Genomic DNA, 18,186 nt, shown 5'->3' with positions numbered 1-18,186 from the left:
GCTTTCAATGCCCAGTCAGCTGTACTCAGACAACTGTTGGCACACCGGGGATTGGTTGACGCCTTTGGCCACAAAAGCGGGCCAGTGTTTGGGCGTTCGGCTCAATCCTCGTTGCGCTTCGGCTTCGCTTTCAAAACGTGCGAAGACGCTGGCGCCAGTGCCGGACATTGTAGCGTTGCTGGCAAATTTTTCCAACCAAATCAGCGATTTATCCACTTCGGGATAAATCCTCCTGACCAGTGGTTGGCAGTCGTTTTTGCCGCCCCGCTCAAGAAAGGCCGCTACTGTAATGGGCGCTGTGCCTCTTGTCAAATCTTTGTGACAAAAAACCTCGGCGGTGGAAACCGGGGTCTTTGGGGTGAGTACCAGGTACCACCGCTCGGGCAGTGGCAGGGGGCTCAGGCGCTCCCCGATACCCTCGGCCCAGGCGCTGCGCCCGCCCACAAACACCGGTACATCCGCCCCCAGTTGGAGGCCGAGCGGCTGCAGCTGTTCATTGGTAAGGCCGCACTCCCAGAGCCGGTTGAGTGCCAGCAGCGTGGTGGCCGCGTCGCTGCTGCCACCACCCAGGCCGCCGCCCATGGGCAGGCGCTTTTCCAGGTGGATGTGCACGCCGGTGCGGTTTCGTGCGAACGGTTTGAGGAGTTGCGCCGCGCGCCAGATCAGGTTTTGCTCCCGGGGCAGGGAGGGGATCTCCGGCGTCAGTAGCAGCTGTTCATCTTTCAGAGGGGTAAAGGTGAGCTGGTCGCCGTAGTCCAGAAGCTGAAACGCTGTCTGTAGCTCATGGTAACCGTCCGCCCGACGCCCCAGGATATGGAGGCAGAGGTTCAGCTTGGCGGGGGCCAGCAGGGTGAGTGCGTCGTTCATGAATTCGGCAAGGACCAGTCGTAAACAATCAGCGTTAAGCGAGTGTCGCCTCGCTCTGCCACGATGCGCCCCGGCAGGGGGAGCGTTCGCAGACCCCGGCGGGTGGTCTGCTCGACGCGCTGGTATTCTTCGTAATGCAGCGTCCAACCGCTTTGCTCGAGTTGCCGCACCAGCCCGTTTTCCGTCCGGGCGGCAATGACATGGTCACTGCCGGGGGCGGGAATGCCGCGAACCCAGTAGGTCAGGTCTTCCACCGGCAGGCGCCAGCCCGTGGCCTGCCAGAGCAGGTCTTCGGCGCTGCTGGCTTCGAGCGGTGGCTCGCCGCCCTGGCGCAGGCGCACGCCGCTCTCGGTGGTATCAATAATAACCCGGCCCTGGCCGAAAGGGCCGCTCAGGTCGATACGGTACTCTTCCTGCTGCTGTTTCCAGCGCAAACGGGCGCTGCCGCTGTCATCGGGAACACGTACGCCCAGTTTGCCGCTCAGGGTCCAACTGTGTAACGCGCTGGCCGCCGCGCGATGGGCGTCCCAGTTCTCGACCGGTTCTATAGAGGGTTGTTGGGCGCAGCCCGCCGCCAGCGCAACAATGGCGGCGCCGAGCAGGAGTCTCCAGTGCCTCATTCAGTCACCTGTAAACGCTCTTTGGTGGCCGGAATCAGTTCGCTCTGTGGGTCATTGTCCAGGCCCTGTTGCCATACGTCGCGGGCCCGCTCGCGCTCGCCCAGTTTCCACAGGACCTCGCCCAGGTGGGCAGCGATTTCCTGGTCCGGGTAGGCGGCCATGGCTTCTTCCAGGTAGGGCAGGGCCTCTTCCAGTCGGCCCATTTTGTAAAGCACCCAACCCATGCTGTCGAGGATGGCTGGCTCCTCCGGCTCAATCGCCAGGGCCTGCTCAATCAGGTCGAGCGCCTCCTCGTACCGGTTGGTCTGGTCCGCCAGGGTGTAGCCGAGAGCGTTCAGGGCGTTGGCGTTCTGCGGGTCGTACTTGAGCAGTTCGCGCAGGTCCCGCTCCATGGCCTCGACCCGCCCCTGCTCGGCGTAGAGCATGCCGCGGGTGTAGCGCAGGTCACTGTGTGTGGGGTGAGACTCCAGCGCAATTCCCAGCGTGTGTTCGGCGGCCTGGTCGTGGCCGTGCTGCATCAGGGTGCGTGCCTGGAGCAGGTAGAGGTCGGCGGCCCGATCCGGGAAGCGGGTCCGCAGCCGGTTCATATGGTCGTTGGCGGCCTCGATCTCGCCGCGCTCCAGGAAAATGTCCAGGATGTTCAGGGTTGCCTGCAGGAAGTCACTGCCGGGCTCGACCTGAAGGTAATAGAGCAGAGCCTCCTCGTCGCGGCCTTGCGTTTCGGCGAGCTGGCCCAGGTAATAGTTGGCGGTGGACATGTGTTCGCCCCTGTCCAGCAGTGCTTCGAAGTTTTCCCGGGCGGTGTCGCTATCGCCCCGCTCAAGCGCGACGATACCCAGTGACAGACGCAAGTCAGGGTCGTTTGGCTCCTGTTGCACCAGCACTTCAAACTGCTCCTGGGCCAGCGCCAGGTCGTGCTGAGTGAGCAGGCGCGCGTATTGAAGCCTGAGGCGGATGCTTTCCGGGTTCTCTTCCAGGGCGGAGACGATGGCTTGCAAGGCTTCATCGCTGCGATCCATCTGGTTGAGCAGGGTCGCTTTTAAAATGGTGGCAGCGGCGTCGTCCGGGTGGTGAGTCAGGGCGCGTTCGGCGTAAGTCAGCGCGGGTTCCAGGTCGCCTTGCTGTTGCATCAGCAGGCCGGTGCCCACCAAAAGTTCCTTGTGTTCGGGGTACCGTTCCAGCAGGGCCCGGTAGCCGTCGATCAACTGCTCACGCTGGGTGTCCGTCGAGTCGGCAGCGCTGGCTGCAATGTTCTGAAACAGCGTGTGTTCCCCTTTTTCCTGCAGCCGACGGGAGAGCTCGAAGGCCTCCTGCAGGCGCCCGGTGCGCACCAGGGCCAGTGCGGCGTTCAGCTGGGCCTCGGTATCCTCGGGGGCGACCTCCACCCATAGCAGGGCGGCATCCAGCACGGCATTCTCGGCAGAGAGAAAGCGGGCGATGTGGGTCGCGCGGGCGGCTACCTGCGGGTCCCGGGTTTCATGCGCCTGCTGTATGTAGTTCGACAGCGCGATATCAAATTGCTGTCGGCTGCCCGCAATTTCCGCGGCCAGCAGGGCATACAGTGTGTCCCGGCTGAACGGTCGGGTGTGAGCGACCTCGGCAGGGGCCTTTGCATCGGATGGGCGGCCTTCGGAGGTGTTTGCCTCGTCCGGGGCAGAATCCGAGGTGCTCGGGTCCTGGTCGGGCTCCGGGCCCTGTTGGGCGCAACCGATCATCAGGGCGCAAGCGGTCAGAGCGGTCGCAAACGGTACGCTAAGCTTCATAGGGTCTCATCGCTTCTTTGGATACAGGGGCATCATAAACACAGCGAGCGGGGATCGCCAGTCGCGCCTGTCCTGTACTGGCTTCGACGGGCGATCGGGGCCATAATTCCCCTGATCCCCACGGGGCAACATCATGGGCGGAGGCAGGTTTCCCCAGCCGCCCCTTGCGCCCGGCCCTCTGGGGCCGGACAATGGCGTCCCTTTTGCTGGCAAACCTGCTTCTACTCTATGACCCTGTTGGCCTTTGGCATCAATCACAATACGGCTCCCCTGGCCATTCGCGAGCGCGTCGCCTTTGCGCCCGATAGCCTGGAAGCCGCGTTGGCCGCGGCCCGAGACCGGGCGGGCTTGAGAGAAGTGGCCATACTGTCGACCTGCAACCGCACGGAAATCTACGCGGCCAGCGAAACTGAAGTCGAGGCCCTGCTCGCCTGGTTGCTGGAACATACGAAAATGGACGCCGATGCGCTCAGTCGATGTTACTACTGTTTTCACAACGATGAAGCGGTCGGGCATATGATGAAGGTGGCCGGCGGCCTGGACTCCCTGGTACTGGGCGAGCCCCAGATCCTGGGCCAGATGAAATCCGCCTATGCCGTGGCGAGTCAGGCCGGTACCGTGGGGGCCGAGCTGCACGCCGCCTTCCAGCAGGTGTTTGGCGTGGCCAAGCGGGTTCGCTCGGAAACCGCGATTGGAGAGAACCCGGTGTCGGTCGCCTACGCGGCGGTCACCCTGGCCCAGCAGATTTTCTCGGATTTGAAAGAAGATACCGCCCTGCTGATCGGCGCGGGCGATACCATCCAACTGGTGGCACGCCACCTGAAAGAGCAGGGTATCAAAGAGCTGATTGTCGCCAACCGAACGCTGGATCGGGCCCAGGCGCTGTCCACCGAGTTGGGGGCTGAAGCGATTTTACTGGCGGACATTCCGGAGTATCTGCACCAGGCCGATATTGTGATCTCCTCCACGGCCAGTCAGCTGCCTTTGCTGGGCAAAGGGGCGGTGGAGTCGGCGCTGAAAAAGCGCAAGCATAAGCCCATGTTCATGCTCGATATTGCCGTGCCACGGGATATCGAAGAGGAAGTGGGCAGCCTGGATGACGTCTATCTTTATACCGTCGATGACCTGCATGCGGTGATCGACCAGAACAAAAAGTCCCGGGAAGCGGCGGCCGACAAAGCGCGGGAGATTATTGCGGAGGGCGTGGCCCTCTATTCGAAAGCGCAGCGCGTTCAGGACGCGTCGGTCACCATCCGGGCCTACCGGCAGCAGGCGGAGGCCTTGGCCGGCGCCGAACTGGAAAAAGTCCAGAGGTCACTGGAGGCCGGCGGTGACCCCCGCGAGCTGATGGCTCAATTGGCCCGCTCGCTCACGAACAAACTGTTGCACCCACCCAGCGTTGCGTTGCGCAAGGCCAGTGCCGAGGGCCGTACCGAACTGGTGACCTCGGCGCGAGAGCTGTTCGGGCTGGTGGAGAGTGACAACGCCATTGACGAGAAAAGCGAACGCGAATGAAAGCATCTATTGAAGAAAAACTGGCCCGCCTGACCGAGCGTTACGAGGAGGTCGGCCAACTGTTATCGGACCCGGAAATCATCACCAACCAGAACCGGTTTCGGGACCTGTCCAAAGAGTACGCCGAGTTGGAGCCGGTGGTGCAGAGCTATGGCCGCTACTACCAGATGAAATCCGACCGGGCCGAGGCGCAAGCCATGCTGGACGACCCGGAAATGCGCGATATGGCCCGCGAAGAGCTGGATGCCTGCGACGAACAGCTGGGTCCTTTGGAAGAAGAGCTGCAACGACTGTTGTTGCCCAAAGACCCGAACGATGGCAAGAACGTGTTTCTCGAAATTCGTGCCGGTACCGGTGGGGATGAAGCCGCCATTTTCGCCGGCGACCTGTTCCGCATGTACAGCAAATACGCCGAGCAGAATAAATGGCGCATCGAAGTGTTGAGCCAGAGCGAAGGCGAGCACGGCGGTTATAAGGAAATCATCAGCCGGGTGGTGGGCGACAGTGTTTACGCCCAGTTGAAATTCGAATCCGGTGCGCACCGGGTTCAGCGCGTGCCGGAAACCGAATCCCAGGGGCGCATCCATACCTCCGCCTGTACTGTGGCGATCATGCCCGAAGCGGATGAAGTGGAAGCGGTGGACATCAATAAAGGTGACTTGCGCATTGATACTTTCCGCGCTTCCGGCGCCGGCGGGCAGCACGTCAACAAAACCGATTCTGCTATTCGCGTGACCCACTTGCCCACCGGTATTGTGGTGGAGTGTCAGGATGAGCGTTCGCAACACAAAAACCGCGCCCGCGCGCTGTCACTGTTGGCAGCGAAGCTGAAAAGCGCCAGCGAAGAAGCGGCGGCGAAACACCTGTCCGACGAGCGCCGTAACCTGGTGGGTTCCGGTGACCGCTCCGAGCGCATTCGCACCTACAACTTCCCCCAGGGACGGGTGACCGACCACCGCATTAACCTCACCCTGTATAAACTGGACGAAGTGATGCAGGGCAACCTGAATGAAGTGGTCCAGTCACTGATTCACGAATACCAGGCGGACCAACTCGCCGCCCTGTCCTCGTAATGCACCGGGTGGACCAGTTGTTGCGGCGCGCGCCCGAGCTCGTGCCGGTCAGCGACAGTCCGCGTCTGGATGTCGAACTGTTGCTGGCCTGGGCCCTGAACAAGGACCGCACCTGGTTATACACCTGGCCGGAAACCGAACTGACACCCGCGCAGCTTGCCGAATTTGAACCGGCGTTTTCCCGACGGTTAAACGGCGAACCGCTCGCGCATATTATCGGCCAGAGAGAGTTCTGGTCGCTTCCCCTGCAGGTGAACAGCAGCACCCTGATCCCCCGCCCCGATACTGAGCGCCTGGTGGAGCTGGCACTGGGGTTGAGTGAGAGTAAGCCCGAGGGCAACGCGTTGGATCTGGGCACCGGTACCGGCGCCATCGCCCTGGCATTTGCCAGCGAGCGACCGGGTTGGCGTGTGGTCGCGGTGGACGCCTCGCCCGAGGCGGTGCAGTTGGCCGAGCGTAATCGGACGCAACTGGGCTTCGACCATGTCACCTGTATTCAGAGCGATTGGTTCGAGCGTGTGAGCGGGGTCTTTGACCTGATCTTGAGCAACCCGCCTTATATTGCGGATAATGATCCCCATTTGAATCAAGGTGATGTCCGGTTCGAACCGCGCTCGGCCCTGGTGGCGGAAAACGACGGCCTGGGGGAGTTTCACCGGATCGTGCAGGCCGCGCCCGAGTACCTTACCGCCGAAGGCTGGCTGCTGCTCGAACATGGCTGGACACAGGGCGAGGCGGTGCGTTCAATATTCGAAGCCCGCGGTTTTCAGAAAGTCCGCACCGAACAGGATCTGGGCGGCAATGACCGAGTGACGCTGGGCCAGGCGCCCACAAGGGGAGGCTGACACAATGGATGATCAACAGTTATTGCGCTATAGCCGACACATCATGTTGCCGGAGCTCGACCTGGACGGGCAGGAAGCCCTGCTTAACGCCAAGGTGCTGATCGTGGGTGTCGGCGGCCTGGGCTCACCCGTCGCCATGTACCTGGCGGCTTCCGGTGTCGGGTCCTTATGGCTGGCGGACCACGATGAAGTGGACCTGTCCAACCTTCAACGGCAGATCGCCCACACCACCGATCGGGTGGGACAGCCCAAAGTCGAGTCCGCGGCCCAGGCGCTGCAGGCATTGAACCCCGAGACCCGCATCATTCCCGTTCCCGAAAAACTCGAAGGCGAGCGGCTGCAAGAATTAGTGGAAAATGTCGATCTTGTGGTGGACGCCACGGATAATTTCGGCGTTCGCTACGCCATCAACGCCGCCTGCGTTCGCGCCAAAACGCCGCTGGTCTCCGGCGCCGCGATCCGGTTGGAGGGGCAGGTCACTGTCTTTGATGCCCGCGAGGAAACGAGCCCCTGCTATCGCTGCCTGTACGACGTGCAGGAAGACGAACAGCTGAACTGCGCCACCAGTGGCGTATTGGCACCGCTGGTGGGAGTGATCGGCAGCATGCAGGCGCTTGAGGCCATCAAAGTATTGGCCGGCGTGGGAACGACGTTAGCCGGCCGGCTGCTACTGTTTGACGCCACCCGCAGCGAGTGGCGCGAATTGAAATTACCGCGAGACCCGGATTGCCCCGTGTGTGGTAACGCCCGTTAGCCAAGCTGCGTAGGGCACGGTAAGGCGTAAGCCGCCACCTGCCATTTCTCTTTTCAAATCGTTACCCAAAAAACTCCTTTTTCAACGCCTCATGCTGCTCCGGCCGCAAACGCGGGCCGTACTGGGCTACCACTTTGCCCGCCGCTTTGCTGGCAAATCTGCCGGCCACGTCATAACCGTGTCCCTGACTCAGGGCATACAGAAAGGCGCCAGCAAACATATCCCCGGCACCATTGGTGTCCACCGCTTTTACCGGCTCGGCATCAATGTGATAGGACTGCTTGCCGTCGAATACCAGCGCGCCATCGGCGCCGCAGGTAATGGCAAAGGTGCGGCAATAATCCTGCAGCGACTGGGCGGCTTCCTCGAGGTTGTTGCAACCGGTAAAGCCCATGGCCTCTTCGCGGTTACAGAACAACAAATCCACGCCCTCGCCAATCATTTCCAGCAAACCGTCCCGGAAAAACTGTACCATGGCCGGGTCGGACAGGCTCAGGGCGGTGAGGGTATCGCGCTTTTCCGCCCGCTCGCGCAGTTCAATGGCGGCGGTCCGGCCAGTGTCCGAGCTCACGAGATAGCCTTCAATGTAGGCATAGTCCGAAGCTTCAATCGCGTCGGAGTCCAGCTCATTGACCGAGAGGGTGGCACTGATGCCCAGAAAGGTGTGCATGCTGCGCTCGGCATCCGGACTGATCATCACCAGGCACTTGCCGGTAATACCCTCGTCTTTACCGAGGTGGGCGGGATAGGTGACACCGGCGTCTTTGATGTCCTTCAGGTAAAAGTGGCCGTTCTCGTCATCGGCCACCTTGCAGGAATAAAAGTTGCGGCAGCCGAAGTAGCCGGCGGCGGTAATGGTGTTGGCTCCGGAACCGCCACTGGCGCGTTTGGAGTGAACCAAGTGGTCCCGCAGGTAGTCAATGAGTTCGTCCTGGCGAGGCTCGTCCACCAGCGTCATCACACCTTTGGCCACCGCCATGGCTATGAGATCGTCCTCGCTGACCTGGATTTCCGTGTCCACCAGCGCCGCGCCGATGCCATAGATGTGGTAGTGGTCTTTCATGTGAATCCTCGCTGTTAATCATCCGGCGAACCAAGATAACCGCTCGCCCCGGTTGGGTTTTGGTCGCCCATTATGCAAAATAAGCGCCCCGCGTAAAAGCGCAGCCGCTGAGGGCGCGCCGCACCTGTTTTGAGAGACCACCGTTCTATGACCCGACGTCGCCACAAAACCCGCTCCCGCCGCAAAGGCCCCAGCTCCTCCGGCCGCCATGGTTGGGCCCTGTTTCGCTTGTGGGCGCTCTATATTCTGGGCTTCCTGCTGGTGGCATTTGTGCTGTGGGTGCTTTACCTCAACGGCGTGGTCCGGGAAAAATTCGAAGGAAAAAAATGGTCCGTTCCCGCCCGGGTATACGCTCGGCCGCTGGAGTTGTATCAGGGCCTGTCGGTTACCCACACCCTGTTTGAACAGGAACTGCTGGCCCTGGGTTATCGCCCCGTGGAGCGAATCAGTGGCCCCGGGCAATACGCCCGTCGCATTGATGGCGGCGCGCACCACTATGAAGTCTACAGCCGCGGCTTTGAATTCTGGGACAAAGACGAGCCGGCCCGACGCTTCCAGATGACGCTGGAAGACGGCCGCCTGACCCGTATGAGTGAAGCCGATGGCGACCCCTTGCCCCTGATGCGCCTGGAGCCGGAAGAGATTGGTGGCATCTTTCCCGCCCACGGGGAAGACCGCCTGCTGGTGCGCCTGGAGGATGTACCACCGCTGCTGGGGGAAACCCTCCTCGCGGTGGAAGACCGCCACTTCGTGGACCACTTCGGTATATCGCCCTCGGGCATTCTGCGCGCCGCCTGGGCCAACATTCAGGCGGGGCGAGTGGTGCAGGGCGGCAGTACCCTGACCCAGCAGCTGGTCAAAAACTTCTACCTTACCCACGAGCGCAGCTTCCAACGCAAAATACAGGAAGCCGTCATGGCCGTGCTGCTGGAGGTGCACTACAGCAAGGCGCAGATCCTGGAAACCTACATCAACGAAGTCTACCTGGGGCAGAGTGGCTCCCAGGGAGTTCATGGTTTTGCGCTCGGGGCCCAGCACTATTTCGCCCAGCCGTTGGGCGAACTCAGCACCGAGAAAATCGCCCTGCTGATTGGCATCGTCAAAGGCGCCTCCTACTACAACCCCTGGCGCCATCCCGAACGGGTCAAGAACCGGCGGGACCTGGTTCTGCGGGTGATGGAACGGGAAGGGCTGATCGACGCCGCCGAGCGCGAACGCGCTACCAACGCGCCGCTCGGCATAGTGCCGGATACCGACTACAGCCTGCAGAGTTACCCCGCGTTTATCGACCTGGTCAAGCGCCAGCTTCGGCGGGACTACCGGGAAGAGGACCTCAAAAGCGAAGGGTTGCGCATCTTTACCAGCCTTTCGCCCATGGTCCAACGCCGGTTGGAACGCGTCGTCAGTGAGCGCATACATCGGCTGGAGCAGGGCTATGACGTGCAGGGCCTGCAGGGCTCCGCCGTGGTGACCTCTGTGGGAGCGGGGGAAGTGCTCGCCCTGGTGGGGGATCGCAACGCCCGCTTTGATGGCTTCAACCGGGCGCTGGATGCCCGACGGCCCATCGGCTCGCTGGTCAAACCTTTCGTCTATTTGACCGCACTTCAACGGCCGGACGAGTACCACCCCGGCACGCTTATCAGCGACGAGCCGGTGGTGGTGGAAGCCCGTAACGGCCAGCGCTGGGAGCCGCGCAACTCCGACCTGAAAAGCCACGGAGAGGTGCCGCTCTACCAGGGGCTGATCCACTCCTACAATCAGGCCACCGCCCGCCTGGGGATGACCCTGGGGCTGGAATCGGTGTACGACACCCTGCGCGAGGCCGGCTTTGAAGGCGACATTCCCCAGGTGCCCGCCATTTTGTTGGGCGCGGTGGAAATGAGCCCTTATGAAGTGTCGGGCATTTACCACACCCTGGCCGCCGAAGGCGTCTACACCCCGCTGCGGGCCATCCGGGAAGTGCTCACCGCCGAGGGCGATCCCCTGCGGCGTTACCCGTTGAAGATGGAGCAGCGCTTCAGCCCGGAAGCCAGCTTTCAGATGCAATACCTGCTGCAGTTGGCGCTGCGCGAGGGCACGGGCAAACAAGTCTACGACCGCCTGCCCGAGGGCCTGGCCCTGGCCGGCAAAACCGGCACCACCAATGACTACCGGGACAGCTGGTTCGCCGGCTTCAGCGGCCAGCATTTGGCGGTATTCTGGATGGGGCGGGACAATAACGATGAAACCCCGCTCACCGGCTCCACCGGTGCGCTCCACGCCTGGGCGGACCTGATGGGCGAGCTGCCCACGCAAGGGCTGCCGGTTACCCCGCCGGGCAACGTCAGCTTTGACTGGTTGGATGAGGAAACCGGCAAGCTCAGTGCCGAGCGCTGCGAGGGCGCCGTCTGGTTACCGTTGAGGGAAGGGCAGGGGCCGGAGGAGTCCGCCGACTGCAGGCTGGACCGCTCCTCCTCCCCGAGCTGGTGGCAGCGGCTGTGGCGTTGACAACCGCTCACCAAAAAAAGCCGGTGCAAAAGCACCGGCAAAAATAGGAGTACACATTCAAGGAAAGTATCCTGACTTGGTCCCACTGGACCCAACTGGTGGTTGGTCACAACCAGAGGATTGCAATCACCAGTTACTGTAAGTATCGGCCCTATGACCGAATACGCCAGTTTTTGAAGCGTTTTAATTAAACCAATTGGAAATAGCGCCAAACATCCACATTAAATTTGGCTATATATTGCCCAGATGTGGCTTTTGGTGTCGGTCAGCGTACGCCCAGTTCTAGAAAACCAGCGTACCGCTCCGTTGCGACGCCCGGTTGTGCACCGTCTCCAGCGCCTGATACAGGTGCGAGTCCGGCGGGCTGAAACGCAAGCCCTGCTGGGCAAACTGGCGCGCCTGCTCCGGGTTGGACAGGCTCATATAGCTCTGCGCCAGCACCAGATAAAACTCCGGCTCGCGCCGGTCAATGCGCAGGCCGCGCTCGGCGGTGGCGATGGCCGATTCAAAATCGCCCTGCTGGTAAGCCAGGCGGGCCTGATCAATCAGGCTGATCACCGCTGCCGCACCGCTGTCCACGGGGGGCGTCTCGGCTTGATCGTCGGGGCTCTTCATGGGCGCCACGCAGGCGGTCAATACCAGCGCTCCCGCACCCAGGAGCCATATCCGAGTGAAACTGTTCACGAGGCAGTCCTCTGAGGGTTAGTCAATTGGGGCCTATCATACCAGCTGTGGGGGTGAATACACCGCCACCCCAGGCCGAAATTGCCCGATGGCGTAGGAAATATCATCCGACCATTTACAGACGCAAATCAGCTGTTATAATTCCGCCTCGCTGGCCAAGGCCAGACAAGTCGGAGCGTAGCGCAGCCTGGTAGCGCACCTCGTTCGGGACGAGGGGGTCGGAGGTTCGAATCCTCTCGCTCCGACCACTTTTGAATACTCTAAGCCCCTGATTTTCCTAGAGAATTTCGGGGGCTTTTTCGTTCTAGCCCTCCACGTTGCCATGATATTGCCATAGATTGCCGAGGCCAGATAGCGGCCTATACCTCAAAGCGTCCTGGAGGTGTTCCGGTGCAAGGTGGGAATAGCGCATGGTAAGGGTCACGGTGCTGTGACCGAGTATCCGCTGTAGCGTCAGAATATCCCCTCCATTCATCATGAAATGACTCGCGTAGGTGTGCCGGAGAACGTGGGTAGACTGACCTTTTGGCAGTTGGAACGAGCACTGATCCACCACCTTATAAAACGCCTTGATGCACTTGGCGAATAGCCGACCGTGACCGGTGGGCTGGTATGCCTTCAAATCCGTTTCCAGTTCAGGGCCGATGGGGACGGTTCGGTTTTTACCGGATTTCGTGTCAGTGAAGGTAATACGCCCGTTGGCGATCTGACTGCGTCTTAGTGTCTGGGCTTCATTCCAACGGCAACCCGTCTCCAGGCATACCCGCACCACCATATACAGGCTACGACTTCCCGCCCTTTGGCACAGGCTCAACAGCTCGCGGCATTGGTCCAGGGTGAGAAACGACAGTTCACGTTCTTTTTGCCGGATGGGTTGAACCTTGGTAAGGGGTGACGGGTAGTTAATCTGGTCCGTTTTATAAAGGTGGGAGTACATGGCATTCATATACCCCAACTCATTGTTCAGCGTTTTGGGCGATATGCCACGCTCAAAGCGTTTATGGCGGTATTCCAGATAAACAGCAGGGGTCAAGTTGAAGGCAACGGGGTTACCCATCGCTTTGGCCATCCTGAGCAAAGTGTTTTTTCTAGCCTTACTACCGGCAAGATGGGCACCGTGCTGAATATACCAAAGCTCTATGAGCTGGCTTAGTCGGCGTTTGTCCTCTTTAACCGGATTCCAGTCTTTTCTTTGACCTTGGGCGTGTTTCGATCTGACATAAGCCTCAAACCGCAGGGCCTCAGACTTTGTTCTGAATACCTTACGGTAACGAGTGGCTATATCAATACCGACATCAGCCATCCAGTTTCCATTAGGACGTTTTCTTACAGCCATTAGACCGCTTTCCCCCATCTTAGATAGCGCTCTTTGAGCAGTTTCTCAATGTGGTGATAAAACTCGCCCTGAGACATGCCTTTGTCCTGGTAGAAGTTCTTTATCGTTGGCCAGAATGGGAGTGTCTGGAGGGCATTTAATAGCTGTGCGATCGTCAGTCGTTCCCTTGCTGCTAAGCTGATCGCGTTACCTAACAGCAGCTCGATGTTTTTTCCTGAAAAGCCGGTACTGGTTTTGTAATAGCGCTTGTAGTCGGTTTTTTCGAGCAGGGACTTTACTTGCGTCTGAACCTTCACGTCTTGAGCCAGGAGGGTCCAAAACGGGTGGAAGAAGCCGGGACGGTGGAGAAACTTGAAGGAGTCCAGGCCGTACTTCCACAGGCCGTCCAGGTGGGGTGCTAGGCCCGCGTAGGACTTAAACACGACCGGCTGGCCTGCCATGGTGGTCCCTTCTGAGAACTGCTGTACCACGGAGTGGTGATAGCGCAGCTCGATGCGCCAGACCGGTTTTTCCGGATCGTAGTTGTACGGGGCATCCTCAAAAGGGTTGTCTTGACGCTTCCAGACGCTTTCCCAGTAGTCGAGCTTATCGACGGCTTTGGCCTGGATGGATTTGTTGTAGATGGCGAGCTGTACGCCCGAGGCGGTGCCAAATAGGTAGGACTGGCCCCGGTTGTAGGTGGCCGAGTGGCTGGCAAATTCGATGCTGTCCATGGAATCGAACTGGCGGACGTGGTTTGATCGGCAGTGCATACGGGCCACGATATCGGAAGGGGGTTCCCAGCCTTGCACGTCTACCGCGATATGAACGGCAGACTGGTTAAAATCGAAGTCGTCGAGCACTTCATTGGCGAGATCGTTCATGATCCCCTGGAGTTCATAGGGGTTGTGTTCGTCGATCAGGTGGGGAGAGGCTTCAATTTTCAGGTGTGGCCCGTTGTTGTCGATTTTGACGTTAAAGTTCTTGATCAGCAGGATTAAGCCCAGATCGGCATTTTGGAGCTTGTACTGATAGCCGGAGTCCCGGCCTATTCGGCCTGCTACCCACTCATAGCCCCCGAGCATGAAGAAGCCGCTATAGTCTTCCAGTCGTTCCATGAGGTCGGTTTTCAAATAACCCCGGTAAAGCTGGCGGACGGTGTCCACACCAGAGTGCAGGACATTGACACCGGAGAGGTCGCAAAACTGGTTTTTATCGAAGAACAAACGACCCTTGGGGTCTTCTTTGAGTTCAACGTCAAAACGGGGCAGATGTTCAGGCTTTTTCATAGTTTTGTGTCCTTTGCTACTGATGAACAATGATGATTAATGATGTGATTTTTATCGGTTTATAAGACGTGCTACAGGGACGTCTTCCAACGGCGGCCGCCTCGGTGCGGCCACGCGTCCTGCGGCCACGCGACCGCCCCTCGGTGGCCGACGGCAGTGGCCGCTCGTTGGATGGTTTAAAAGCACAGGATCGGCACCCGGCTGCCGTCATAAAACGCCTCTACCCGGCAGGGACCGAGCTTGCGAAGGGTGACACCGACGTTCGCCAATTCCTGGTCGGTCCAATAACGGTCGGTCTCACTGGGTGTGGTGAACTGGTAGCTGGTTTCCCCGTTGATGGTCATCGAGCCTTTGATGAAGAGCGCTTCCAGTTTTTGGGAGAGGGATGATTCGGTCACCGATTCGGCGCTCTGCTCTGCCTGGGGCGCTTGTGTGGGCGGCTGATCGGCGGTGACGGTTTCCGGGGCGTAGCGCAGCCAACCGGCCACTACGCCCAGCAGAAGGCCCGTGGCGAGGGCGACGGGGGATTTAAAGCGTTTCCAGTAAATCTTGGTCAGTCGCATAAGGTTTCTCGGGGTCAGGGGGACGGCGTGACGTCCGTGAGTGTGCCAAGGGGTGAGTAAGCAATAGGTTTTGTGGGGGTAGTCTTTAAGAAACACTTGTTGGGTGTCGTAGGCCTGAAACAGATCGTTGCCGCGATACCACCACACATCAGAGATTAAGTCGTCGTCGGCGTAGGTGACTTTGGCCCGGTGGAGCCGGGGCATGGTGAGGTTGTAGCCGGTGAACAGCTTTAGCAGGCGACCAAAGAAGGGCAGGCGCAACTTGTCCAGGCGGCGGCAGTAGACGATCAGCTCGGCAATGGCTTCCCTTGCCTGGGAGTCGAGCAGGCTCAGGTCCTGGATGATGATGTACACATCCCAGCCGAGCTTACGGGCGTGTAAAAACCAGTCGTTGACCGCGCCTCGTGTTTTGTCCTGCCAGTTTCTTGAGTTAAACCAGGTGCCGCACTCATCGAGCACCAGAACGCCAAATTTATCTTCGTTGTAGGGGCCGTCGTAGCCTTTACCCAGCGCGTTCAGGTCCTCGACGGTGGGCTTGTCGGGAATGCGCAGCACATCGACATTTTTGGCGGTGCGGCCCACCAGATGGTGCAGGTTCAGGTCCAGGTTGGTGGCAATGCGTCGGCCTTGGTGGAGCGCATCACGGATACGCCCCACAGTCACCAGCGTTTTGCCATTGCCCAACTTGCCAGTGACGATATAGACACTCATCAGACCAACTTCCACTGGATGACTTTAACGTTCCACTCATACACCCAACGAGCAAGACGAGCAGCGACCACAGCAGAAACGATGGCCGGTGTCTGGTCAGGCACCACCCAGCTAGCAGCAGTAGCAAAGTAATCAGGAACAGCGGGAGCGACTGCATTGATCATCCCCTCTATGGCGAGTAAGAAAGAGGCCGTCAGCCCCAAGGTCAGCACGACGGCAGCGGCGACCAGGGCGAGGCGTTTGGTCAGGTATTTGGCGAACAGTTGGACCACGGAGAACATGAGGCTGCCGAGTACACCGGCAAGCCATGGGATACCACCTGCTAAAGGCAATGGCATAACGTACCTCCTGCGTTATCGGTTGACCGGTTGAAAGGCCATGTTCCAGATGTAAATACCTGCCATGATCGACAGGAACCAGCCAAAGGCGTCCTTGAAGGTGTTGATCAGGTGACAGTCCACGGTTTGGGTGTGACCCATGATTTCCAGTGAGAGGGATTTACAGGCGGCCGGTTGGGGGACAAAACCGTCCAAGGCATTTTCGAGGGGGCCGGCGGCGTCCTGGAGCTGGTTGCTGGTTTCGTCCACGCCTTCTTCGACCTCGGTTTGAATATGGTCGAAGGCGGCATCGAGTTCGGCTTCACCGGAGCTCTCTACTTGGGTCGTCAGCTCATTGATGTCACTTTGGCTCATGCCACAGCGCTGTAACCACTCTTGTTGAAGTTGAGAGCAAGCGATAGGATCACCTTCACATGAAGGCGCGCTTTCACAGCTTTGTCCACCAGTAGCTGAATCGTTAGAGTCACACCTGTCTCCAGTAAGCGGATCGCAGCCAGTAGAGGGGCCGCCACTGGAACCTGTTGAACTAGAGGAGCTGGAAGTGCTGTCCGAACTGGAGCTCTCGGATTCGCTGTTGCTACTCACTGAACTTGAGTCGTTAGAGCTGGATGACTGTGAGGAACTGGAAGATGAGCTGCTGGATGTCTCCCCTGCATGATCTATTCCTCCACACCAATCTCCATCGCATCCGTACCACGGTGAATCATCTTGTGGCTGGTCCGGAAAATTGCAGCTGTATGACCAGTTATTGGAGTCAATAAAGGTATACTCCTCTGATGTCGCGCCTTCACAATCCATTTGCTCTTTTGCATACCGCAAGCAATCCTCATAGTCGGTGCACACTGGCGGCTCCACTGGACATATCCCATCCTCCATCTGGACCACTCCGGAATCACACACCTTTAGATCGGGTCTATCGCAGGTGTCAATATATCCGTATTGGTTTGCCGAATCGGTATAAAAGCCATCTTCACAGACCCCAGAGCCGGTTTCGTGCGAATACTGGCTGCAGTTGTTATACCCATCGTAGCCACAAGACATCATGTTTACGGTTTTCGTTGTCCAGACATTCCCACTTGTAAGGATGTACTCTACGGTTAGAAGATCCGTTCTAGAGGGGTCCAGTACATAGGGAAGAATGTTAAAGCTTTCACAATACTGATAGTTCTCGCAAGCGGGGGTCACGGCCTCAATTGGTGTAGCGCCTTTCGTGTTCCCCTGTTTCCAGTAGACCTCTTCGGCAAAGGCCCTTCCAGAAAGCAGCACCAACACACACACGGTGTATAGAGTCCACGCATTACGCGAAAAATATACAAAACTGAACATAGGGCTACCCTAGGATTAACAGGTCTTCTTAAGAAAAACGGCCCCGGAGGGCCGTGTATGTGGGCAGACACCAACGGAGTCAAATTTTGCTGGAGAAGCGTTTGACGAGCTTGATCACAACCAAAGCGACGATCATGGCCCCGATGACCGGACCAACAAGAGCGGACATGTCAGCCACAGCCGCCTCTGAGTCGGTGGCAATCTGCTGCGTCCAAGCGGGAAGCGTACTCTCGGTCTGAGCCAAGGCGCCAGTGGAGGCCAGGGTAACGACAGAGAACACCGCGAACTTAACAGTGGTGGCTTTGGCATGAAGGAAGTGAAAGAGTTTTTGCATCAGATTTTCTCCATAAACTGTTTGATGGATGTTAATAGGTACGCGGCGAAGAACCCCGCGCAATAGCAGCCAAAGAGTTGACCGAGGATTTGTAAGGCGTCCTGGTAGCTCATCTTTGGCCCCCCTTGCTGAATCCCATGACCACAGCTACGAAGTGGGAGACAACAAGAAGCAGGTCGAAGACGGCCTGTGTATCAGCTTCCACAGTCCGTCCCCCTTGTTACTTCTCACCGGTGGCGGCGGGTTTAGTGGTAGCTGGCCTACTGTCCGGCACGACGCCAATAACGTGGGGCTGAGCTTTACCCTGGGCGGCGCCTTTCATGCGCATGATCAACTTCTTGCGTTTGATGTCCCCGTAACGAATGTCGTTCAGTTGGTCGAACACCGCTGGATCACAGGGAATCTTACGGACGCTAAAACCGTGCACATCGTTCTCTTTGTCTGGATCGGGTGTTTCACCGACGAACACGCTGCAGAACTGGGTGCCCTCAACGGTGACCCGGGTCACGCTCAGTACAGTGGTGTCGTATTCAAATTGCATGGTGATTTCCTCTTGGGTGGTGCTGTTCAGGAGTACCGAACAGCGGGTTTGTGGCTCCGTAGAGCCGCTTTAGGGTTAAAGCCTGTGGACAATCCGCT

17 protein-coding genes and 1 tRNA gene are annotated in these 18,186 nt (G+C 59.0%); 6 read left to right on the top strand and 12 right to left on the bottom strand.

Annotated features, from left to right (window positions below):
- Positions 1-15: 15 nt before the first annotated feature.
- The 3 genes from ispE to G547_RS21425 are packed head-to-tail and all read right to left on the bottom strand — an operon-like array spanning position 16 to position 3,250.
- A complete protein-coding gene (gene ispE / locus G547_RS0113125) occupies positions 16-867 on the bottom strand; it encodes a 4-(cytidine 5'-diphospho)-2-C-methyl-D-erythritol kinase (RefSeq protein WP_027330250.1) in 852 nt (283 codons plus the stop codon).
- On the bottom strand, positions 864-1,487 hold the full coding sequence (gene lolB / locus G547_RS21430) for a lipoprotein insertase outer membrane protein LolB (RefSeq protein WP_036188596.1): 624 nt from the start codon (positions 1,485-1,487) through the stop codon (positions 864-866). The genes ispE and lolB overlap by 4 nt, the downstream gene beginning before the upstream one ends.
- Positions 1,484-3,250 carry a tetratricopeptide repeat protein gene (locus tag G547_RS21425; protein ID WP_051235435.1) on the bottom strand — a complete coding sequence of 589 codons (1,767 nt, stop codon included), beginning with the start codon at positions 3,248-3,250 and terminating at the stop codon, positions 1,484-1,486. Before G547_RS21425 ends, lolB begins: the two co-directional genes overlap by 4 nt.
- Positions 3,251-3,478: 228 nt before the next feature.
- On the opposite strand from G547_RS21425, the gene hemA reads away from it, so the two are divergent.
- The 4 genes from hemA to G547_RS0113095 are packed head-to-tail and all read left to right on the top strand — an operon-like array spanning position 3,479 to position 7,437.
- Positions 3,479-4,765 carry a glutamyl-tRNA reductase gene (gene hemA, locus G547_RS0113110; protein ID WP_027330249.1) on the top strand — a complete coding sequence of 429 codons (1,287 nt, stop codon included), beginning with the start codon at positions 3,479-3,481 and terminating at the stop codon, positions 4,763-4,765.
- A complete protein-coding gene (gene prfA, locus G547_RS0113105; protein WP_027330248.1) occupies positions 4,762-5,838 on the top strand; it encodes a peptide chain release factor 1 in 1,077 nt (358 codons plus the stop codon). The genes hemA and prfA overlap by 4 nt, the downstream gene beginning before the upstream one ends.
- A complete protein-coding gene (prmC, locus tag G547_RS0113100; RefSeq protein ID WP_036188594.1) occupies positions 5,838-6,683 on the top strand; it encodes a peptide chain release factor N(5)-glutamine methyltransferase in 846 nt (281 codons plus the stop codon). Before prfA ends, prmC begins: the two co-directional genes overlap by 1 nt.
- Positions 6,684-6,687: 4 nt before the next feature.
- Positions 6,688-7,437, top strand: a complete 750-nt coding sequence (locus tag G547_RS0113095; RefSeq protein ID WP_027330246.1) for a HesA/MoeB/ThiF family protein — start codon at positions 6,688-6,690, stop codon at positions 7,435-7,437.
- Positions 7,438-7,498: 61 nt separating this feature from the next.
- Here the strand turns inward: G547_RS0113095 and G547_RS0113090 are convergent, their stop codons facing one another.
- Entirely contained in the window at positions 7,499-8,500 is a 1,002-nt protein-coding gene (locus G547_RS0113090; protein ID WP_027330245.1) for an adenosine kinase, read from the bottom strand.
- Positions 8,501-8,647: 147 nt separating this feature from the next.
- On the opposite strand from G547_RS0113090, the gene mrcB reads away from it, so the two are divergent.
- A complete protein-coding gene (gene mrcB / locus G547_RS21420) occupies positions 8,648-10,987 on the top strand; it encodes a penicillin-binding protein 1B (protein ID WP_036188584.1) in 2,340 nt (779 codons plus the stop codon).
- Positions 10,988-11,269: 282 nt separating this feature from the next.
- Here the strand turns inward: mrcB and G547_RS22775 are convergent, their stop codons facing one another.
- The gene (locus G547_RS22775) at positions 11,270-11,671 is read right to left on the bottom strand and encodes a tetratricopeptide repeat protein (RefSeq protein WP_051235433.1); all 402 of its coding nucleotides are present in this window, start codon (positions 11,669-11,671) and stop codon (positions 11,270-11,272) included.
- A 171-nt stretch (positions 11,672-11,842) separates the two neighbouring features.
- Between G547_RS22775 and G547_RS0113075 the strand changes: the two genes are divergently transcribed.
- A tRNA-Pro gene (locus tag G547_RS0113075) sits at positions 11,843-11,919 on the top strand.
- Between the two features lie 56 nt (positions 11,920-11,975).
- Here G547_RS0113075 and G547_RS21410 read toward each other — a convergent pair.
- From G547_RS21410 to G547_RS0113010, 7 genes are all read right to left on the bottom strand, one after another.
- Positions 11,976-12,974: a phage integrase gene (locus G547_RS21410; RefSeq protein WP_245573481.1), complete on the bottom strand. Its 999-nt coding sequence runs from the start codon at positions 12,972-12,974 to the stop codon at positions 11,976-11,978.
- A gap of 32 nt (positions 12,975-13,006) precedes the next feature.
- Positions 13,007-14,275, bottom strand: a complete 1,269-nt coding sequence (locus G547_RS21405) for a hypothetical protein (RefSeq protein ID WP_036188581.1) — start codon at positions 14,273-14,275, stop codon at positions 13,007-13,009.
- A gap of 176 nt (positions 14,276-14,451) precedes the next feature.
- Positions 14,452-15,549 carry a zonular occludens toxin domain-containing protein gene (locus G547_RS21400; protein ID WP_051235431.1) on the bottom strand — a complete coding sequence of 366 codons (1,098 nt, stop codon included), beginning with the start codon at positions 15,547-15,549 and terminating at the stop codon, positions 14,452-14,454.
- Positions 15,549-15,887 carry a DUF5455 family protein gene (locus G547_RS0113040; RefSeq protein ID WP_027330241.1) on the bottom strand — a complete coding sequence of 113 codons (339 nt, stop codon included), beginning with the start codon at positions 15,885-15,887 and terminating at the stop codon, positions 15,549-15,551. Before G547_RS0113040 ends, G547_RS21400 begins: the two co-directional genes overlap by 1 nt.
- A gap of 15 nt (positions 15,888-15,902) precedes the next feature.
- Positions 15,903-16,241, bottom strand: a complete 339-nt coding sequence (locus G547_RS23435) for a hypothetical protein (protein WP_027330240.1) — start codon at positions 16,239-16,241, stop codon at positions 15,903-15,905.
- 1,051 nt (positions 16,242-17,292) lie between these two features.
- Positions 17,293-17,547 carry a major coat protein gene (locus tag G547_RS0113020; protein ID WP_027330239.1) on the bottom strand — a complete coding sequence of 85 codons (255 nt, stop codon included), beginning with the start codon at positions 17,545-17,547 and terminating at the stop codon, positions 17,293-17,295.
- 220 nt (positions 17,548-17,767) lie between these two features.
- Complete coding sequence (locus G547_RS0113010; RefSeq protein ID WP_027330238.1) at positions 17,768-18,088, bottom strand: hypothetical protein; 321 nt, start codon at positions 18,086-18,088, stop codon at positions 17,768-17,770.
- Positions 18,089-18,186: the final 98 nt, after the last annotated feature.

Source organism: Marinimicrobium agarilyticum DSM 16975 (assembly GCF_000423345.1).
Lineage (GTDB): Bacteria > Pseudomonadota > Gammaproteobacteria > Pseudomonadales > Cellvibrionaceae > Marinimicrobium > Marinimicrobium agarilyticum.
This window is presented reverse-complemented; position numbering and strand designations above follow the sequence as displayed.